Here is an 18,942-nt window from a genome sequence, read left to right as displayed (position 1 = left end):
CGAGCACGGCCGGACCCCGTAGCTGGAATGCGTGCGCGTGCACCTGCAATTCGCGGCGTATCCCCGGCACGGGGTCACGGCCGACCCGCCCGCGCCAGGTGAACCGTCCAGATCACCCCTGGCTTGCCCTGTCCGAACGTTCCGGACTGGGGCATACCGCCTATGCGGGTGGCGGCGCGGTCGATGCCCGGATCCGCAGTGACGGGCTGATGACGATCCGGTGAGTGGGGCGGTCGGGGTCGACAAGCCGGTCGGCGACGAGACGCACGGCGGCCCGCCCGATCGAGCGTCGCGGCGGTCGGACCGCGGTCAGCGGCGGGCTGAAGAGCCCGGCGACCTCGTCGTCGTACGCCACGATGGAGAGGTCGCCGGGAACGGAAAGGTGCCGCTCCTCGCAGTGCTGCACCAGCGCGATGGCCTCGGCGTCGGCGTGCACCAGCAGCGCCGTCGTCCCGGTCGCCTGGCAACGGTCGAGGACGTCGTTGAGTACGGTGTCCCGCTCCGGTGACCGTGCGTCGGGCACCACGGCCATCACCGTCGCGTCTGAATCGAGGCCGCACTCGGTCGTGGCGTCGAGCCAGCCGCGCCGTACGTGCTGGCTGGTGGGGCTGTTGGCGTCGAGCACCAGGCCGACCTTGCGGTGTCCGAGCGAGGTGAGGTGGCGTACCGCCATGGCTGCACCGAGTGCGTGGTCGGTGACCACTGACTCCATGACCGCGTGGTGGCTGCCTACCGAGGCGGTGCGTTCCAGCAGGACGACCGGGAGGCCGACCTGGTCGAGCCACTCGATGGTGCGCTCGGCGCTCGGGGCGTCCATGCTCGGCGCGATGATGAGCGCGTCGACGCCCATCCGCTCCACGAGGCGGGCCAGTTGTGGCTGGTCGTCCTCGGTGTCGTAGGAGGAGCCGCGTAGAACCACGCGCATGTCCAGCTCGCGGGCTGCCCCCTCGACGCCGCGAGCCACGTCCGGCCAGTAGTAGTCCAACGAGGGCACGAGCATGCCGAGGGCGCGCCCGACCAGCGGGTCCAGGCCGGCGACAGGTGCCTCGTCTGCTGCCGGGGCGTCGTCCGGCAGGATCAGGGCGACCCCACCGTGGACGCGGCGAACCAACCCCTCGGCGGCCAGCTCCGCGATGTCGCGCCGGATGGTGACCGGCGCGGCGCCCAGCACGTGGGACAGGTCAGAGATGCGCATCGAGCCGTCCCGTTGCAGGGCTGCCAACAGTTGCTGGCGGCGGGCGACCTGAAGCGGCCCTCGGGAGCCCTCCGCCGTGGCGACGACAGGACTGTCCTTGGTCATGGGGGACCTCCGGAGAACGCTTCGTGCGGCGAGAGCTCTTGCAGGGTGCGGACGAGCTCGACGGCCGGGTCGAACGCGGTGACGTCGACCGCGAGCCGGATCGGCTGATCCCCCCATCCGTCGAAGAGCATAGGAGTCGTGCTCCGCCGGGTCGTCGCGGCGCACGGCGCCGACCCCGGCTGCCGGCTGACGCCGTCCAACGCGGAGGTCTCGGCGTGGCCGTCGCCGAGCTGTGCCTCGCCGGCGACGAGCAGGTGGATGTGAGGCGACGAGGTCGCCTGGTCTGGGTCGAGGTCCCCGGCGTCGTCCGGCGACGCGAGCACCCATGCCGGCGGTTCCGGCCGGTGACCGTGCCACACCGCGGCCAGCCGGTCCGCGAGGCGGTCTGCGACGGTCATGACTCCTCGGGCGGTAGAGCGGCTATGAACGGTTGTGATCATATCAGAGCACTTGGCTCGCCGAGGCGGCGTTGTGCGCGCCCTTGATCGGTTGTGTCCACAGAGGTTTGAGAACAGCATTGACTTGCTCTGTTGTGAGCGTTTTACTTCGGAAACCCGGCGGATGTCTGTACGTCACATTCATGGGCAACGCCCCGCTCGCCACATTCCACGGAGACGGCTCGATGCGACAGGACCTCGGATGACGTTCGGGACGGCCGGCCGGCTGGCACCGGGGACGAACCCCGTTGCCCCCGCCGCCGCGACCTGGCACCGGGATGACTGGTTGACCCTCGCTGATCGGATGCTCGCCGCCGCCCGGCCGTTCGCGTCGCCCGGGCACGCCCTCGTCACCTTTCCCGGGCCGGAGGGCGGTTACGGGCGGGCCGTTGACGGCCTGGAGGGGTTCGCGCGCACCTTCCTGCTGGCCGGCTTCCGCATCGCGGGTGCCCAGGGGGTGGGCGTGGACGAGCTCGTCGACAGGTACGCGGCCGGCATCGCCGCTGGCACCGACCCGAGCTCTCCGGACCGCTGGGTGCGTCTGGGCGAACACCCACAGGCCAAGGTGGAGGCTGCCTCCATCGCGCTGGTCCTGGACCTGACGCGCCCGTGGATCTGGGACCGGCTGCCGTCGGCGGTACGAGAGCGGGTGGTGGACTATCTGCGTCCGGTGGTCGGTGACGACACGTACCCGCGGATCAACTGGGTCTGGTTCCGGCTGGTCGTCCAGACGTTCCTGCGGTCGGTGGGCGGGCCGCACTCGCTCGACGAGATGAACGAGGACCTGACCACGCACGACGGCTTCGTCCGCGGGGACGGCTGGATGTCCGACGGGCCTGACCGCGCCTACGACCACTATGTGGGCTGGGCCCTGCACCTGTACCCGACGCTGTGGGCCCGGATGGCCGGCGCCGCGGACCTGGCCGAGCAGCGCCGCGAACGGGACCTGGCCGGCCTCGACCGCTTCCTGAGCGATGCGGTCGCGCTCGTGGGCGCCGACGGATCACCGTTGATCCAGGGGCGAAGCCTGACCTACCGCTTCGCCGCAGCGGCGCCGTTCTGGGTTGGCGCCATCGCCGGCGTGCCCTCGGTCAGCCTCGGCCGGTTGCGCGGCGCGGCCACCCGCATCGTGCGTCACTTCGTCGCCAACGGCGCCCTGGACGAACGAGGCCTGCTCACCCTTGGCTGGCACGGGCCGTGGCCGCGTCTGGCACAGTCGTACTCCGGGCCGGGCTCGCCGTACTGGGCCAGCAAGGGCCTGCTCGGCATCGCGCTACCCGCCGACCATCCGATCTGGACGACTCCCGAGGAGCCGCTGCCGGTCGAGGAGCGGGACACGTTGCGGGCGGTACACGCGCCCGGCTGGCTGATCTCCGGCACCCGTGCCGACGGCATCGTCCGCGTCGTCAACCACGGCACCGACCACGCCGTCGAGGGCGCCACCGTCTCAGATTCCCCGCTCTACGCCCGACTGGGCTACTCCACCGCCACCACCCCGATCCTCGACGACAGCGGCTGGGCAAGACCGCTCGACCAGTCCGTCACTCTCGTCGACGACGCGGGCCGGGTCACCCACCGCGCCGGGATGCGCCTGCTGACCGTTCACGTCGACACCGACGGCGTGGGCGTGGCCGGGTCACGTGCCCTCGCCCACTGGGTCGACCCGGATCCGGGTCAGCGCGATCATGGCGGCGGCCGCGTGGGCCGGTCCCGACCGGCCGGGCACCTCACTGTGTATTCGCTGGTCCGCGGCCCCTGGGAACTACGTCTGACCCGCGTCGACGGCCTTGCCGACGGCGTCGAGGCGGCTGCGCTGAGACTACGGATCGGCGGCTGGGCCATTGCCGGGGATGCGACGGCCACCGCCGGCGGCGGTGTGGCGGTCGTGGCCGGGGCCGACCTGACCAGCCGGCTCGAAAGCGTTCACGGCGGCGGAACGGCCGGCGTCACCGCCGTTCCGCACGGCGGGCCCTTGGCCGGCGGGCTGGTTGTGCCCTGGCTGGACCACCCCGTCCGGCCGGGCGCTTGGGTCGCCACCTTCACCGAGTTGTCCAGGGTGCCGGTGGCCACGGCCGGGCAGGCAGGTCAGGCCGTGGCCGACGAGGACGGCCGCGGCCTCCACCTGGCGGTCGACTGGCCCGACGGGATCAGCACGTCAACCCGTCTGGACGCGGAGCATGCCAGGCCCACCCAGGTGTCCTGGTAGCAGTGCGGGCCCGTCCGGGCCCTTGACCTAAGGAGAAAGGGATGAAGCGTGCGATACCGGCCGTCATCAGCGCTGCGACGGCCCTGACGCTTGTTCTCGCCGGTTGCGGCGGCGGAGACGAGCCAGTCGACCCCAATGCCCCGGTGACCATCACCCTGGCCGGCTGGAGCCTGTCGTCCACGCCCGAGTTCAAGACGCTCGCCGACGGCTTCAAGGCGACCCACCCGAACGTCACGGTGGAGCTCAAGGAGTACGCCCCAGGCAACGACTACGACACCCAGATGATCACAGACCTGGCCGCCGGCACCGCCCCGGACGTCTACGTCATGAAGAACCTCAAGAACTTCTACACGTACCAGAGCGGTGGCCAGCTGCTCGACGTCTCCGACGTCACCTCCGGTCTCGGCTCGAGCCCGGCGCTCGCGTCGTACCAGGTGGATGGCAAGGCGTACGCGGTGCCGTACCGGCAGGACTCGTGGGTGTTGTTCTACAACAAGGACTTGTTCGCGAAGGCCAAGGTGGCGCCGCCGGACGGCAGTTGGACCTGGGACGACTACACCGACGCGACGAAGCGACTGCACACCGGGCTTACGGGGGCCGGTTCGAAGGCGACCGGCGCCTACCAGCACACCTTCCAGTCGACAGTGCAGGGATTCGCGCTCGCCCAGACCCCCAACGCGGACCTGCTCTCCGGGGACTTCGGCTATCTGAAGCCGTACTACGAGCGGTCACTGGACCTGCAGGCGGCCGGCGCGCAGCCAACCTTCGGCACTGCGAAGACCAACAAACTCACCTACCAGGCGCAGTTCGGCAAGCAGCAGTCGGCGATGCTGCTGATGGGCACCTGGTACGTGGCCACGCTGCTCAACCAGCGACAGAGCGGTGACGCCGACAAGTTCCAGTGGGGGATCGCCCCGGCGCCGCAGTTCGACAAGTCCACCACCGGCACCTCCGCCACACCTGTCACCTTCGGTGACCCGACCGGCTTGGGAATCAACCCGAAGATCAGCAAGTCCAAGACCGCCGCGGCCAAGGCTTTCCTCCAGTACGCGGCTGGCCCGGAGGCCGGCAAGGCGCTGGCCGGGATCGGCATCACCCCGGCCCAGGTCACCGACGCGGTTACCGCGAGCCTGTTCGGGCTGGACGGCGTACCGCAGGACGACCTGTCGAAGTTCGCCTACTCCAAGCACACCATCAAGCCGGAGAACCCGGTGTCGAAGCACACCGCCGGCCTGCAGAACCTCCTCAACGAGACGCACTCCGCGATCCTCTCCGACAGCAAGGGCGTCGACGCGGAGCTGAGCAAGGCGCAGGCCCGCGCCAAGAACGAGGTCCTCAACCAGTGAGCTGATGGCGGGTCCGGCGCGGCCTGAGCCGCACGCCGGTCCCGCCACCATGCCGAACGCTTCCGGAGACTCCCTATGGCAACATTGCCGCGCACGAGACCCAGGAACCGGCGGCTGGTGTCGCGCAACACGGTCGCCGGCTGGTCGTTCATCCTGCCCAACTTCGTCGGCTTCGCCGTGCTCACCCTGCTACCCGTCGCCGTGCTGTTCTACGTGGCCTTCACCAACTGGAACGTCTTCGGGGTGGCCGAGTGGACCGGCACCGCCAACTTCCGGCGGATGTGGGGCGACGCGAGCTTCTGGACCGCACTGCGCAACACCGTTTACTACACCGTCTTCCACATCCCGCTGACCCTCGCGGCGTCACTCGGGCTGGCGCTACTGCTCAACCGCAAACTGCGCGGCGTGCGGTTCTTCCGCACCGTCGCCTTCTTCCCCTACATCACCTCGATCGTGGCGATCGCGATCGTCTGGAACCAGCTGTTCAGCCCGGAGTACGGCCCGATCAACGCTCTCCTCCGTGCCGTCGGGGTGGACAATACGCCGGGCTGGACCACGTCGTCGACCTGGTCCATGCCGGCGGTCATCATCGTCGGCACCTGGCGGTACATGGGCTACTACATGCTGCTGTTCCTGGCCGGCCTGCAAACCATCCCGGCCCAGCTCTACGAGGCGGCCGAGACCGACGGCGCCACACCGTGGCAGCGGTTCGTGCATGTGACCCTCCCCGGGCTGCGACACACCACCTTCTTCGTCACAGTGCTGCTCACCATCGAAAGTTTCAAGGTCTTCGACCTCATCCTCGTGATGACCGGCGGCGGACCTGGCCAGTCGACCCTGGTGCTCTCGCAGTACATCTACCAAAAGGGCTTCGAGGAGAACCAGTTCGGCTACGCCTCGGCGGTCTCCGTCGTCCTGTTCGCCATCTGCTTCAGCATCACGGTCGTCCAATTCATGGTCAACAAGCGGAGGAACAGCTGATGACCGCGACCGACCTCTCCCTGCCCACCCCGGCCGTCGCCACGCCCGACAACCACAGCGCGCCCGGCCGACCGGTCCGGTCGCAGGGCTGGCGGCTCGTCGGGTACGCCGCACTCGTGCTCGCGGCGGCCGGGCTGCTGCTGCCGTTCTACTGGATGGTGGTGGCGTCGTTGAAGACCAACAGCGACGTCTTCACCATCCCGATCAACTGGCTCCCCGATCCCGTGGTGTGGCGAAACTACCTCGACATCTGGCAGCGCTCGGACATGACGACGTGGTTGGGGAATACGCTGCTGCTGTCGGTGGTCGTCACCCTCCTACAGGTGGTGACCGGCAGCTTCGCCGCCTACGGCTTCGCCCGGGTCCGGTTTCCCGGCCGCAACGCGCTCTTCCTGGCGTACGTCGGCACGATCGCGGTGCCCTGGCAGTCGTACATGATCCCGCAGTTCATCCTCATGTCGAAGTTGCAGTTGTCGAACACGCTGTGGTCGATCGTCGCGATACAGGCGTTCGGGGCGTTCGGCGTGTTCCTGATGAAGCAGTTCTACGAGACGATCCCCGAGGAGCTCAGCGAGTCCGCGCGGGTGGACGGGCTCAGCGAGTTCGGCATCTACCGACGGATCATGCTGCCGCTGTCCCGACCTGCGCTGGCCAGCCTTGCCCTGCTGACGTTCGTGACCACCTGGAACGACTACCTCGGCCCGCTGATCTACCTGCGCAGCCCGGAGCTGCGCACCATCCAGTTGGGGTTGAACACCTTCATCTCCCAGTACAACGCCGAGTACGCGCTGATCATGACGGGCTCGGTGCTGTCTGTGCTGCCGGTCGCGGTCATCTTCCTGCTCGGCCAGCGCTACTTCATCGAGGGCATCGCCTCGACCGGACTGAAGGGCTGAGGCCCATGCGTTCGCGCCACGACACGATCACCGCCGTCTTCGACGGGTTCTACGTCGCGCTCGTCAGCAACCTGCTGCTGGTGCTCGGCTGCCTGCCACTGGTGACGCTCGCGTTCACCACCGAGGCGGCGCGCTCCTGGCCGCTGTACGCGCTGACCGCCCCGCTCTGCGCGCCGGGGCTCTGTGCGGTCTTCGCGGTCATGTCCGCCTACTCCACCGGCGAGTCCGGCGGCGTGCTGCGCACCTACGGCCGCGCCTGGCGAGCCACCGCCCGGCCGGCGATGCTCTGGACGGCGACGGCCATGGCTGCCCTGGTCGTGCTCGCCGTCGACGCCCGCGTCGCGTGGGGCCACCGGGTCGGGGCACTCGCCCTGCCGGTGCTGGCGACCCTGATCGTCCTCACCGTCGCGACCACGCTGCTCGGGTTGGTGACCGTCGCCGAGCGGCCCACCGCGCCGCTGCGCGAGGTGGCTCGCGCCTGCGTGTATCTGGCGGTGCGCCGGTGGTACCTCACCGCCGTGTCGCTGCTCGTGCTCGCGCTGCTCGCCCAGCTTCTGGCAGCCCGCCCCGCGATCGCGCTCGGTCTCGCCGCCGCGCCACTGCTCTACGTCGTGTGGGCCAACAGCCTGTTCACCATGCGCGCCGCCCTTGACCCGCCGGCGACCGTACCCCGAGCCCCGGAACACCACCTGCCGGCCACCGAGCCGGGACGCCGATGACACACCTGCCCGGCACCCACCGGACACACGAGGGAGAACAGCATCCATGACGGCGACCGACGTCCGTCCCAGCTCCGACGCAGAAGCCACGGCCGCCGCGGTGGCCGCCGCGATACGTACCGTCGACGCGAACATCGTCACCTTCGGCGACCGGTACCCCGGGGACACCACCGACGCCAACCGCTACCTGCTCCGGCCACCTAGTGCTGGACAGCCCGAGGGCGCCAACGTCGGCTGGACCACCAGCTTCTGGCCGGGCATGCTCTGGCTGGCACACGACCTGACCGGTGAGGATCGCTACCTGCGGGCCGCGATGTCGCACGTGGACAGCTTCGCGGCCCGGATGACTGACGGCATCGACCTGGACACCCACGATCTCGGGTTCCTCTACACCCTCGCCTGCGTCACCCCGGCCCGTCGTACCGGTGACCCGCAGGCCCGAGGCGCGGCCCTCGCCGCCGCCGACCACCTGATGACGCGTGTTCTCGAACCCGCCGGAATCATCCAGGCCTGGGGCGACCTGAACGACCCCCACCAACGCGGGCGCACGATCATCGACAGCCTCATGAACACGCCGCTGCTCTTCTGGGCCAGCCAGACCACCGGCGACGACCGCTACGCCGCCGCAGCCCGCCGGCACACCGCTCAGCTACGCCAGCACATCCTGCGTCCGGACGGCACCACCTTCCACACCTTCTACTGGGACACGGACAGCGGTGCGCCGCTACGCGGGGAAACTGAACAGGGCCACTCCGACCACTCCTGCTGGGCGCGCGGGCAGGCCTGGGGCATCTACGGGTTCAGCCTCAACCACCGGCACATCGGCGACCCGGCGCTGCTGGCCGCCGCGAGGACCTGCGCCGACCGCTTCCTCGCCCACCTGCCCGACGACCACGTCGCGTACTGGGATCTGGAGTTCGGCGACGGCAGCGGCCAGGAGCGGGACAGCTCGGCCGCGGCCATCGCCGCCTGCGGCCTGGTCGAACTGGCGGACGGCCTCACCGACACGGCCAGCGCAGACCGGTACCGGACAGCCGCCGCCGAGATCCTGCGATCGCTCATCGGTCACTACTCCACCGACGGCCATCCGGTCTCGAACGCGCTCATCCTGCACGGCGTCTACGACAAACCCAAGAGCGTCGGCGTCGACGAGGGAACCCTGTGGGGCGACTACTTCTACCTGGAAGCCCTCACTCGCGCCACCATCGCGGGCTGGACCAGCCCCTGGTGACCACCGCGCACCGACCCGCACCGCACCGCATCCCGAAAGGTGACCATGGACTACCGCTACCACTGCACCATTCCTGCCGCCGACGGCCGGAACACGCTGCCCGTCAATCCCTGCCGGCTGCTGGACTTCACCCTGCTGCGGCTGTCGGCCGGCGAGTCCTGGACCGGCGGGTCCGGTGACCGGGAGATCCTGGCCGTCATCCTCGGTGGAACGGCCAACTTCACCGTCGCCGGCCGCGACTTCCCGCAGGTCGGCCAACGTCCGGACGTCTTCTCCGGCAAGCCGCACTCCGTCTACCTCCCGGCCGGCTCTTCGGTGACCGTCGAAGCCGTCACCGACGTGGAGATCGCCCTACCGAGCGCGCCCAGTGACCTGGCCACCGACCCCTATGTCATCGCGCCGGAGCAGGTCGCGGGCGGCCGTTGGGGAGCGGCCAACTTCGGCCGTACCTACCATCAGATCCTCACCGAGATATCCCAGCCGGAACTGCCCGCCCGCCGGCTCATCGTCGGCGAGACCTACACGCCCTCGGGCAACTGGAGCACCTACCCGCCGCACCGGCACAAGGTCGACGACCTGCCCGCCGAGGCCGCACACGAGGAGATGTACTACTACCGGGTCAGCCCGGCGAACGGTTTCGGCATCAGCCGGGTCTACACCGACGACGGGTACGAGGAGAACGTCACCATCCGTGACCACGTGATGCAGATGATGCCCGAGGGGTACCACACCGTCGTCAGCGCACCTGGCTACACCACCTACTTCCTGTGGTTCCTGGCCGGCACACAACGCACCCAGGGTGCACGCGAGGACGCCGACCTCGCCTGGGTGGGCCAGACCGTACCGACCCTGCGGGGCCTGGGCCTGTAGTGACGTCGGTGGGACCCACCGCAACGTCGTCGCCGACCTCGGAGTAGGAACACCACCGGTCACCCGGCGAGTCTCCCGATGGACAGCGAATCGCACGATGCGAGACGCCACCTTCCGGCAGGCTGCCGGCCTTGCCAACTCCTCGTGGACGTCGTTTCAGTCCTACAGCCACCCGGACCGCTACATCCGGCACTACAGCTACCTGCTCCGGCTCGACCCGATCTCCGATACGCGGAGCCGTGCCGACGCCACCTTCCGCGTGACCAGCTGAACCCCGACTGTGACCCACACCGATTGGACATGTCATGACACAGAGCAAGTCGTTCCATGGACACGTATTGCCGAGCACCCGGTTGCGCCGTCTGCTGATCGCCCTGGTGGCCGCGTTGACCGTGCTGGTCGGGGTCGTCGTCGTCGCGTCGTCGCCGGCGACTGCCGCGACCAGTCAGTTCCGGGGTATGAACTGGGCGGTGTTGGGTGACAATTTCAGCACCGGTCCGCTTGTGGTGCAGGGTTTGAGTTCGTCGGACAGCTACGCGACGGTGCGGGCTAAGGCGAATGCCCTCTACGACGACATGGCTGCCACGATGGGGGTCAATACCGTTCGGTTGCCCATCAACACCCACACGGTGGGGACGGCCTGGTGGGAGGCGTACCGGGGTGCTATCGACGCGGCCACCGGGCGGGGTTTCAAGGTGATCCTGGCGTACTGGGAGGACGGCGCCGCCTCCGGTGGAAGGATCACCAACCTCGCGGCGTGGAACGCGATGTGGTCCACGGTGACCAACACGTACGGTGCGAACGCCAACGTCTACTTCGAGCCGATGAACGAGCCGCATGGTTACAGTTCGGCGGAGTGGCGGACCGTGGCGGCGAACTGGCTCAGCTACCACTCCTCGGCGCCTCCCGGTCGGGTGCTCATCGGCGGCACCGGCTTCAGCCAGGACCTGCGCGACATCTGCACCGACAGCCGCTTCACCTCGACGCTGCTGTCGTTTCACTACTACGCCTTCTTCTACGGTGCGATGACCTATGACGCCTTCCGCAGCCACATCCAGACCCGGCTCGGCACCTGCGCCTCACGGGCGGTCGCGACCGAGTTCGGGGCGCCGATGAACGACGGCCGTAACTACGCCGACGCGGGCAGCACCGACAACTTCGTGCGCTACATCCGGGCCATGGCCCAGGTCATGCGTGACAACCAGATGGGCGGCACGTACTGGCCGGCCCTCGGCGGCAAGCCGGGCACCATCGGCTACGACTGGTACTCGATGTTCTCCCTCAGCGGCAACGGCACCAGCCTCGACCTGAGCATCCGCAACACCTCCGGCGCCGACCGGATCCGCTACGCGTGGGGCGACACCATCGGCGGCGACCCCACGACGCCTCCACCCGCGACGGGGACGTTCTACCGGATCACCGTGCGGCACAGCGGCAAGGCCATGGACGTCCAGCAACCGAACACCGACAACGGCGCACGCGTCGGCCAGTACACCTACACCGGTAGCGCGTGGCAGCAGTGGCAGTTCCAGGACGCCGGCAACGGCTACTGGCGCATCGTCAGCCGACACAGCGGAAAGTGCCTCGACGTGACGAGCGCGTCGAGCGCCGACGGCGCCGAACTCATCCAGTACACCTGCGGCACCGGCACCAACCAGCAGTTCCAGATGGTCACCAACGGCGGCTACTTCCAACTCCGCGCCCGACACAGCAACAAGTGCGTGGACGTTCCGGCCGCCGCGACCGCCGACGGCGTGATCCTCAAGCAGTACACGTGCAACACCGGCACCAACCAGCAGTGGTCGCGTACGGCCGTCTGACGGTGAACCCGCAACCCCGACCGGTGCCGCGTTCGCCGCCGACCGAGTACGGTTTCGGTGATCGACAAGCACCGGTGTCGGTGGCACCCCGCCGCGGCGGGAACCGCCAGCCCGGTGGCGACGGATCGTGGGAGGGAGCGCGGGTGACCCAGCCGAAGGCACTGGTGGTTCGAGGCGGATGGGAGGGACACCAGCCGGTCAAGGCGACGGAGCTGTTCATCCCCTTCCTCGAAGGCAGCGGCTACGCCGTCCGGGTCGAGGAGTCGACGGAGGTCTACGCCGACGCGGCCGAGATGGCCGACACCGACCTCGTCGTGCAGTGCATGACGATGTCGCAGATCACCTCGGCCGAGGTGGCGGGCCTGAGCGCCGCGGTCGTCGCCGGCACGGGCTTCACCGGCTGGCACGGCGGCATCGTGGACTCGTTCCGCGCGTCGTCCGACTACCTGCACCTGGTGGGCGGTCAGTTCGCGACCCACCCGGGTAAGGAGCCGTGCGAGCGTCACGGTGAGGCGGAGGACAACTTCCTGCCGCACACCGTGCACGTCACGGACCTCGGCCGGGAGCACCCGATCACCACGGGGGTCGAGGACTTCGACCTGGTCACCGAGCAGTACTGGGTGCTGCACGACGACCTGATCGACGTACTGGCCGTGACCACCCACCCCACGCAGGAGTGGCACCCGTGGCACCGGCCGGTCACCTCGCCGGCGATCTGGACCCGACGGTGGGGTGCCGGGCGCGTCGTCGTGACGACCCCCGGGCACAGCCTCGACGTGCTGGAGCACCCGAGCGTTCGTACCGTGATCGAGAGGGGGATGGTGTGGGCGACTCGCACCGCGTCGGCGTCATAGGGCTCGGGGTCATCTCCCGCGCGTACCTGGACACCCTCGCGAACCACCCCGCGCTGAGCATCGTGGCGCTGGCCGACCTCGACGGCACCCGGTCGGCCGAGGCCGCAGCCAAGATCCCCGGCGCGGAGGCGGTGAGCCCCGAGAGCCTGCTCGCCCGACCGGACGTGCAGACGGTCCTCAACCTCACGATCCCCGCGGCCCACGCCGACATCTCGCTCGCCGCCATCGACGCGGGCAAGAACGTGTACGTGGAGAAGCCGCTCGCGGTGACGCTCGCGGACGGTCGCTCGATCGTCGAACGGGCCGCGTCGGCCGGCGTCCTGGTCGGGTGCGCACCGGACACCGTCCTGGGCACCGGTACGCAGACGGCACGGGCGGCGATCGACGGCGGCCTCATCGGGCGACCGATGTCCGCGTCGGCGGTCATGGTCACGGCGGGCCACGAGCGCTGGCATCCCCAGCCCGACTTCTACTACGCCCCGGGCGGCGGCCCGTTGCTGGACATGGGGCCGTACTACATCTCGGCGCTCATCCACCTGCTCGGGCCGGTCCGCGCGGTGACCGGAGCCGCCAGCCGGCTGCGCGCCGAGCGTGTCATCGGTTCGGGTCCGCGCGCCGGCCAGCGGATCCCGGTCGAGGTGGACACCCATGTGACAGGCGTGCTCGAACACGTCAACGGGGCCCTCTCCACCATCACCACGAGCTTCGACGGCGTCACGACGACTGCCGCGCCGATCGAGGTCCACGGGGAGAACGGCACACTCGCCGTGCCCGACCCGAACTACTTCGACGGGGAGGTTCGACTCTTCGCGCTCGGCGGCAGCGAATGGCGCGTCCTCGAACCGCGGGCCGGTTACGCCGAAAGCTCGCGGGGCATCGGCCTGATCGACCTGGTCGGCGCCGACGGTAAGCGTCCGCCGCGCGCCGGTGGTGGCGTCGCGCTGCACGTGCTCGAAACGATGACCACACTGCTCCGCTCGGCGGCCGAAGGCCGGCGGATCGAGCTGACGACGACGGCGGAGCGGCCCGCGCCGGTTCCGCTCACCCCGGCCGAGGAGTGGCAGGCCCAGCACGCGTACGGGCCCTGACCGGAGGTCTCCGGTCAGGTGGTGGTGAGATCGGCCGCGCCGAAGGAGACCGAGAACCGCTTGCACCAGATGGAGACGCTGCGGAAGTCGGCCGGATCAGCAGACGCCGGCAGGTCGTACACCTGGTTGCCCTTGTTGCCCTTGAGCCGTGCCAGCTCGACCCACTTCCCGTCGTCGAACACCTTCCAGCCGGCCGTGCCGCGGATGACCGGCTGGTCGGTCAGCCACACCCGCAGGTCCGGACCGTTCGACGTGTCCAGGTCGCGGATGACGAGCTGGTGACGCCCGTCGGCGAGCCTGCGGATCTCGGCGCTGCCGGTGGTGTCGTGCTCGTGGGTGACGAATTCGCCGGCGGCCAGGACCTCGTCCGCCGCTGGCGCGGTCGCCGAAGCCACCGCACCCGGGGTCGCCGACGGCGGAGTGGACGTGGGGGCGGAGACGACCGGCGTCGGCCCGGCCGGCGGCAGCGCCTCGTCGACGTACGTGTCGGTGAACAGCTTCCACGGCTGGAACCAGTAGAGGGCCACGAGGGCCACGACGACAGCGGCGGCGAGACCGGCCCGCGCCAGCGGCGACCGGAGGATCCATCTACCCACCCGCCGAGCGTACGGTCGCGACCGCCGCCGCAGCGGTCGCGGACCCTTTCGGAACCCTTACGGCGCGGACCGGCGGGCGTCAGGGCAGCGTGAGGCCGCTCTCCGTGCCGGCCAGAGCATCTGCGCAGGCGCAGCCTCCCTGGTCCGGTGGCAACGCCGTCACCGCGTCGCCGAGCAGGACGCGCAGGCGGTCGAGGTTCTGGGCGAAGACGGTGAACACCTCCTGCTGGGTCACGCCGTGACCGACCTCGACGCCCGAGTCGTGGTCGGTCACCAGTGACAGCGCGGTGTAGCACACTGCCAGTTCGCGTGCCAGCACCGCTTCGGGGTGGCCGGTCATGCCGACGGTCGACCAGCCCGCCTGGGCGTACCACAGTGATTCGGCGCGGGTGGAGAACCGCGGCCCCTCGATGACGACCATGGTGCCGCCGTCGACCGGACGCCAACCGTTGGTGCGGGCGGCGTCGAGGACCGTGGCCCGTCCGACCGGACAGTAGGGGTCGGCGAACGGAGCATGGACGACCCGGGGGACCTGCCCGTCCGGGCGTAGCCTCCCGTCGTAGTAGGTCTGCTCGCGACCGCTGGTCCGGTCGACCAGTTGATCCGGCACGACGAGGGTGCCGGGGCCCAGCTCCGGTTGCAGGCCGCCCACGGCGCCCGGTGCGAGGACCTGGCGCACGCCGACTGTTCGCAGCGCCCACAGGTTGGCCCGGTAGTTGATGCGGTGCGGGGGAAGACTGTGCCGACGACCGTGCCGGGGCAGGAAGGCCACCGTCCGCCCGGCGACGTCCCCGATGGAGATTGCGTCACTCGGGGGTCCGTACGGGGTGTCGATCCGGACCTCGGTGACGTCGTCGAGGAACTCGTAGAGACCCGACCCGCCGATGACCCCGACCGGCGGGCGGCCACTTCGTCGTTCAGACATGGGGATGTCTCCTCTCTGCGTGGTCTGCGGGTTGCTCGGATCGCCGGGCCGGGTCGCGGCGACCGACGAGGGCGTCGACGACCAGCACGATCGCGACGACAGCCCAGAGGACGGCCAGGCCGGCGGTCAGCCCGAGCGGGTAGTCGCGGTCCGGTAGGCCCGGATTCGGCGGCGCCGAGGGGGGTCGCCACAGCAGTGGCACCGCGATCAGCAGCAACGTCGCGCTCGCCATCAGACCTGCGGTGATCCAGGCCAGCCGCAGTCGGTTCGTCACCAGTCGGCCCAGCGCGAGCCCGACCAGCCCGACCAGCGGTGCCACCAGGAGGTCGTGCAGCACCGGGCCGCCGATCAGCCACGGCAGTGTGGTGTCGAGTTGAGGACGGAGCAGCCAACCGCCGTACGCCGCCGCCGCGACGCCGAGCACGAGCAGGAGCAGCCGGACGACTCTCACCGCAGCACCTCCAGCCGGGCCAGCCACTTGGTCTGGAGGACGCCCGGTCGGCTCGGAGCGATGAGGCGGCAGGGGTAACCGTGGTCGGGGGACAGTTGCTCGCCGTTGATCCTGAGCGCGAGCAGGGTGAGCGGGTCACCGACGTGGGTCGCCGGAAGCGTGCTGGTGGCGTACAGGCCGTCGGTCTCCAGCGACGAGATCCGAACCGCCCGGTCGGTCGGCGCGCCGACCAGCCGGAGCAGGTCGACGACGGGTACGCCGGTCCAGTCGGCGGAGGCGCTCCAGCCCTCGACGCAGGCGATCGGCAGATGCGCCGTGCGCTGGGGGAGGGCTGCCAGTTCGGCAAGGGAGAAGGCGTTCCTTCCACCCGTCCAGACGATCTCCAGCCGCCAGTCCGCCGGAACGGTGATGTGCGCTGCCGCCGCCGTCCGGTTGATCGGGATGCCCTGCGGCCCGGTCGCGGAGCGCCACGCCAGCGGGGACACCCGACGCAACCACGGCACGGTGACCCCGGCGGTGGCCAGCACCGCCACACCGGCGACGCCGGCCGAGGTACGCAGGAACGCACGCCGTCCGGACGAGTCCGGGTCGTCCCGTCGCAGAGGCGTGCTCAGCGCCGCGCGGGCGATCGGGAGCTTCACCGCGATGTGCAGCAGCACCCCGCCCGCCAGCAGCCAGGCGACCGCGTAGTGCGCTGCCGGGAAGAAGAATCCCCACGGGTACGACTGGGCGACGTTGAACAGGCCGGTGACCAGTTCGAAGAACGCGGCGCAGACCAGGACCAGGACGGAGAGACGTTCGAGGGCGTGCGTCGACAGTCGGATCGGGTGGCGCACCGGCGGACGGACGAACAGTCGGGGGTAGACGCTCCACAGCTTGGCCAGCAGCAGCGGGATCGCGGCGATTCCGGAGAGCACATGGGTGCCCTGGGTGATCCGGTAGAGGTTGACCGGTCGACTCGGCCAGGTGAACCAGCCCGGCGGGTGCTGGATGTAGTGGCTGAGGACACCGGTGACGAAGCACAGCCCGAACGCCACCCCGAGCCAGAGACCGAGCCGGGCGGCGACCTGCGACGAGTGTGACGGGGAGGTGAAGTCCTCGGGGACGGGGACGGGGATGCGCGGGCGGCGGGTCATGCCGTCGCCAACTCGGCGAACCAGCGCGGACCGAGTCGGATCGTGTCCACGACCCGCAGGCCGGCAGCGGCTGCGGCACCGGCCACCGCCTCCGCTCCGACGCGCGCCCAGCGGAACGTCGGCCCCGGTCGTGCCCCGTCGTCGGAGGTTCCGGACAGGACGTACGCCTGCCCCTGCCACAGCCCGGCGCCCGGGGGCTCGACCTCGACCACGAGCGTTCCGTCCGCCGCGATCAGCGTGCCGCACCGGCGCAGCAGCCGGACCGGGTCGCCGCCGATGCCGATGTTGCCGTCGACGAGCAGGGCGTGAGCCCACCGGCCCTCGCCGGGAAGTGGTTCGAAGACGTCGCGCCGCAGAGCGACCACACCTCGGCCCTGGGTCAGTCGTACCGCCTCGGCGGAGATGTCCACGCCCAGCGCGACGAGCCCCTGCTGGGCGAGTGCCCTGGTCAGCCGGCCGGGACCGCAACCGAGGTCGATCGTGGGGCCGGAGCAGCGTGCGGCGATGGACGTGATGGCCGGTTCGGGCGGGCCGTGCCAGCGTCGCACCGGCAACGGGTCACGTCGCCCGTCGGTGTGCACGAGCCAGTGGTCGGCCTCGGCTGGCGGTGCGCTGGTGTCCTGGTCGGCGGACCGGCTGTCGCGCCTGCCCCAGAGGAGGTCGAAGCCGTCGAGGGCGATCGTCGAGGTCACCGGAGGCGTCCGCTCGACAGGTGGCCACCCACCGACTCGACGGCGTCCGCGAACCGGGTGCCGGGCAGGTCGACAGCGACCGCCAGCGCGGCCGGCCAGTCGTCGACGTCCCGTTGGACGGGAAGGATCGCCGGGTCTGTGCCGTGGTCGCGCAGCGCGGCGAGAGTACGTCGACCGGTGTCGTGGGTCGACATGGGCACGTCGCGTAACACCCTCGCGCCCGCCGGGTCGCGTAGCCCGAGCGCCCACCAGCCGCCGTCGAGCGCCGGCCCGAACACCGCCTCGCGGTCGGCGAGCCGGTCCAGCGCGGTGGTGAGCAGGGTCGGGCGGATCTGCGGCGTGTCCATGCCGATCTGTAGCACCGGGCGGCCGGGGAAGGTCGCGGCGGTGTCGGAGTGCGCGTTCGCGAGGCGGTCGGCGAAGGTCTCGCCGCGCTGTGGAAGAAGGTGCCAGCCCGCCAGCGCGGCGGTCAGTTCCGCGCCGTGCGCGGCGTCGGCGAACCGGCCGGCGTACGCCAGCACGGGGATCGTCGACGGGGTGGCGCGCACCGCCGCGAGGGTGTCCAACAACGCCGCCGCCGCGATCCGGGCGGCCTGGGTGGGACTCGCCGGCGGGCAGAGCCGCGTCTTGGCCAGCCCGGGGACCGGTGCCTTGGCGACCACGAGCAGGACGTTCACCGGTCACCACCGGCGTCGGCGCGTAGCACTCCGGCGAAGTCCCGGGCCGCCCGCACCGTGCCCCGGACCGACCCGGACACCTTCGACCCGGTGCCGGCGGCCCGGGGCGCGTACGCGACGTCCAGCTCGACGATTCGCCAGCCTGCCCGGGCCGCGCGGAGCAGCAGTTCCAACGGGTAGCCGAACGCGCGGTCGTCGACACCGAGCCCCAACAGCGCCGCCCGGTGGGCCACCCGGATCGGGCTGATGTCGTACACCGGTACGCCACGACGCCGCAGCAGCGCGGCGACCAGGGCGTTTCCGGCCCGGGCATGCCACGGCCAGGCGTCCGCCGAGACCGGCCGACGCCGCCCGACGGCGAGATCCGCCCGGCCGTCGAGCACCGTCGCGACCAGTCGGGGCAGCTCGCCCGGGTCGAACGAGCCGTCCGCGTCGAGTACGCAGACCAGCTCGGCGTCCGCAGTCAGCAGGCCGGTGTGAACGGCCGCGCCGTAGCCGCGTCGCGGCTCGTGGACGACCAGAGCCCCGTGGTCGGCGGCGATCCTCGGCGAGCCGTCCGTGGACCCGTTGTCGACCACGATGGCGCGGTAGCCGGGCGGCAGCCCGCTCAGTACGGCAGGCAGTGCGGCCGCCTCGTCCAGACACGGCAGCACCACGTCGATCGTTGTGCGCATACCGGCGACGCTAGGCCCGCGACGGACCGTCCGGATCGTCGTG

The 18,942-nt window shown here is 70.4% G+C and carries 20 protein-coding genes; 11 read left to right on the top strand and 9 right to left on the bottom strand.

Features of this window, described 5'->3' with window-relative positions; all coding sequences use genetic code 11:
* Nucleotides 1–160: 160 nt before the first annotated feature.
* Together O3438_RS09955 and O3438_RS09950 are read right to left on the bottom strand one after the other, a co-directional pair.
* Nucleotides 161–1,300: a substrate-binding domain-containing protein gene (locus O3438_RS09955; protein ID WP_269679698.1), complete on the bottom strand. Its 1,140-nt coding sequence runs from the start codon at nucleotides 1,298–1,300 to the stop codon at nucleotides 161–163.
* On the bottom strand, nucleotides 1,297–1,698 hold the full coding sequence (locus O3438_RS09950; protein ID WP_269679697.1) for a hypothetical protein: 402 nt from the start codon (nucleotides 1,696–1,698) through the stop codon (nucleotides 1,297–1,299). Before O3438_RS09950 ends, O3438_RS09955 begins: the two co-directional genes overlap by 4 nt.
* A gap of 241 nt (nucleotides 1,699–1,939) precedes the next feature.
* On the opposite strand from O3438_RS09950, the gene O3438_RS09945 reads away from it, so the two are divergent.
* From O3438_RS09945 to O3438_RS09895, 11 genes are all read left to right on the top strand, one after another.
* Nucleotides 1,940–3,943 carry a DUF2264 domain-containing protein gene (locus tag O3438_RS09945; RefSeq protein WP_269679696.1) on the top strand — a complete coding sequence of 668 codons (2,004 nt, stop codon included), beginning with the start codon at nucleotides 1,940–1,942 and terminating at the stop codon, nucleotides 3,941–3,943.
* Between the two features lie 41 nt (nucleotides 3,944–3,984).
* Nucleotides 3,985–5,289: an ABC transporter substrate-binding protein gene (locus O3438_RS09940; protein WP_269679695.1), complete on the top strand. Its 1,305-nt coding sequence runs from the start codon at nucleotides 3,985–3,987 to the stop codon at nucleotides 5,287–5,289.
* A 117-nt stretch (nucleotides 5,290–5,406) separates the two neighbouring features.
* The gene (locus O3438_RS09935) at nucleotides 5,407–6,270 is read left to right on the top strand and encodes a carbohydrate ABC transporter permease (RefSeq protein WP_269679694.1); all 864 of its coding nucleotides are present in this window, start codon (nucleotides 5,407–5,409) and stop codon (nucleotides 6,268–6,270) included.
* Nucleotides 6,270–7,166 (top strand): carbohydrate ABC transporter permease, encoded by an 897-nt coding sequence (locus O3438_RS09930; RefSeq protein WP_269679693.1) that lies wholly within the window; start codon nucleotides 6,270–6,272, stop codon nucleotides 7,164–7,166. The genes O3438_RS09935 and O3438_RS09930 overlap by 1 nt, the downstream gene beginning before the upstream one ends.
* A 5-nt stretch (nucleotides 7,167–7,171) precedes the next feature.
* A complete protein-coding gene (locus O3438_RS09925) occupies nucleotides 7,172–7,885 on the top strand; it encodes a hypothetical protein (protein ID WP_269679692.1) in 714 nt (237 codons plus the stop codon).
* Nucleotides 7,886–7,931: 46 nt separating this feature from the next.
* Nucleotides 7,932–9,116, top strand: coding sequence for a glycoside hydrolase family 88 protein (locus O3438_RS09920; protein ID WP_269679691.1), 1,185 nt, complete (start codon nucleotides 7,932–7,934; stop codon nucleotides 9,114–9,116).
* A 45-nt stretch (nucleotides 9,117–9,161) separates the two neighbouring features.
* Entirely contained in the window at nucleotides 9,162–9,986 is an 825-nt protein-coding gene (gene iolB, locus O3438_RS09915; RefSeq protein ID WP_269679690.1) for a 5-deoxy-glucuronate isomerase, read from the top strand.
* A gap of 97 nt (nucleotides 9,987–10,083) precedes the next feature.
* The gene (locus O3438_RS09910) at nucleotides 10,084–10,257 is read left to right on the top strand and encodes an AbfB domain-containing protein (protein ID WP_442929586.1); all 174 of its coding nucleotides are present in this window, start codon (nucleotides 10,084–10,086) and stop codon (nucleotides 10,255–10,257) included.
* 34 nt (nucleotides 10,258–10,291) lie between these two features.
* On the top strand, nucleotides 10,292–11,806 hold the full coding sequence (locus O3438_RS09905) for an RICIN domain-containing protein (RefSeq protein WP_269679689.1): 1,515 nt from the start codon (nucleotides 10,292–10,294) through the stop codon (nucleotides 11,804–11,806).
* A 143-nt stretch (nucleotides 11,807–11,949) separates the two neighbouring features.
* A complete protein-coding gene (locus tag O3438_RS09900; RefSeq protein WP_269679688.1) occupies nucleotides 11,950–12,660 on the top strand; it encodes a ThuA domain-containing protein in 711 nt (236 codons plus the stop codon).
* Nucleotides 12,630–13,748 carry a Gfo/Idh/MocA family protein gene (locus O3438_RS09895; protein ID WP_269679687.1) on the top strand — a complete coding sequence of 373 codons (1,119 nt, stop codon included), beginning with the start codon at nucleotides 12,630–12,632 and terminating at the stop codon, nucleotides 13,746–13,748. The genes O3438_RS09900 and O3438_RS09895 overlap by 31 nt, the downstream gene beginning before the upstream one ends.
* Before the next feature lie 14 nt (nucleotides 13,749–13,762).
* Here the strand turns inward: O3438_RS09895 and O3438_RS09890 are convergent, their stop codons facing one another.
* The 7 genes from O3438_RS09890 to O3438_RS09860 all read right to left on the bottom strand — a co-directional run bounded on the left by O3438_RS09890 (nucleotide 13,763) and on the right by O3438_RS09860 (nucleotide 18,899).
* Entirely contained in the window at nucleotides 13,763–14,344 is a 582-nt protein-coding gene (locus O3438_RS09890) for a DM13 domain-containing protein (RefSeq protein ID WP_442929585.1), read from the bottom strand.
* Nucleotides 14,345–14,423: 79 nt separating this feature from the next.
* On the bottom strand, nucleotides 14,424–15,269 hold the full coding sequence (locus O3438_RS09885; RefSeq protein WP_269679686.1) for an S-methyl-5'-thioadenosine phosphorylase: 846 nt from the start codon (nucleotides 15,267–15,269) through the stop codon (nucleotides 14,424–14,426).
* The gene (locus O3438_RS09880) at nucleotides 15,262–15,720 is read right to left on the bottom strand and encodes a hypothetical protein (protein WP_269679685.1); all 459 of its coding nucleotides are present in this window, start codon (nucleotides 15,718–15,720) and stop codon (nucleotides 15,262–15,264) included. Before O3438_RS09880 ends, O3438_RS09885 begins: the two co-directional genes overlap by 8 nt.
* Nucleotides 15,717–16,856: a molybdopterin-dependent oxidoreductase gene (locus O3438_RS09875; protein WP_269679684.1), complete on the bottom strand. Its 1,140-nt coding sequence runs from the start codon at nucleotides 16,854–16,856 to the stop codon at nucleotides 15,717–15,719. Before O3438_RS09875 ends, O3438_RS09880 begins: the two co-directional genes overlap by 4 nt.
* A complete protein-coding gene (locus O3438_RS09870; protein ID WP_269679683.1) occupies nucleotides 16,853–17,548 on the bottom strand; it encodes a class I SAM-dependent methyltransferase in 696 nt (231 codons plus the stop codon). Before O3438_RS09870 ends, O3438_RS09875 begins: the two co-directional genes overlap by 4 nt.
* Complete coding sequence (locus tag O3438_RS09865) at nucleotides 17,545–18,225, bottom strand: TIGR04282 family arsenosugar biosynthesis glycosyltransferase (protein ID WP_269679682.1); 681 nt, start codon at nucleotides 18,223–18,225, stop codon at nucleotides 17,545–17,547. The genes O3438_RS09870 and O3438_RS09865 overlap by 4 nt, the downstream gene beginning before the upstream one ends.
* The gene (locus tag O3438_RS09860; RefSeq protein ID WP_269679681.1) at nucleotides 18,222–18,899 is read right to left on the bottom strand and encodes a glycosyltransferase family 2 protein; all 678 of its coding nucleotides are present in this window, start codon (nucleotides 18,897–18,899) and stop codon (nucleotides 18,222–18,224) included. Before O3438_RS09860 ends, O3438_RS09865 begins: the two co-directional genes overlap by 4 nt.
* Between the last annotated feature and the right edge of the window lie 43 nt (nucleotides 18,900–18,942).

Source organism: Micromonospora sp. WMMC250 (genome assembly GCF_027460215.1).
Lineage (GTDB): Bacteria > Actinomycetota > Actinomycetes > Mycobacteriales > Micromonosporaceae > Micromonospora > Micromonospora taraxaci.
The sequence above is the reverse complement of the archived record's forward strand: the minus strand, read 5'-3'. Positions and strand labels throughout refer to the sequence as shown.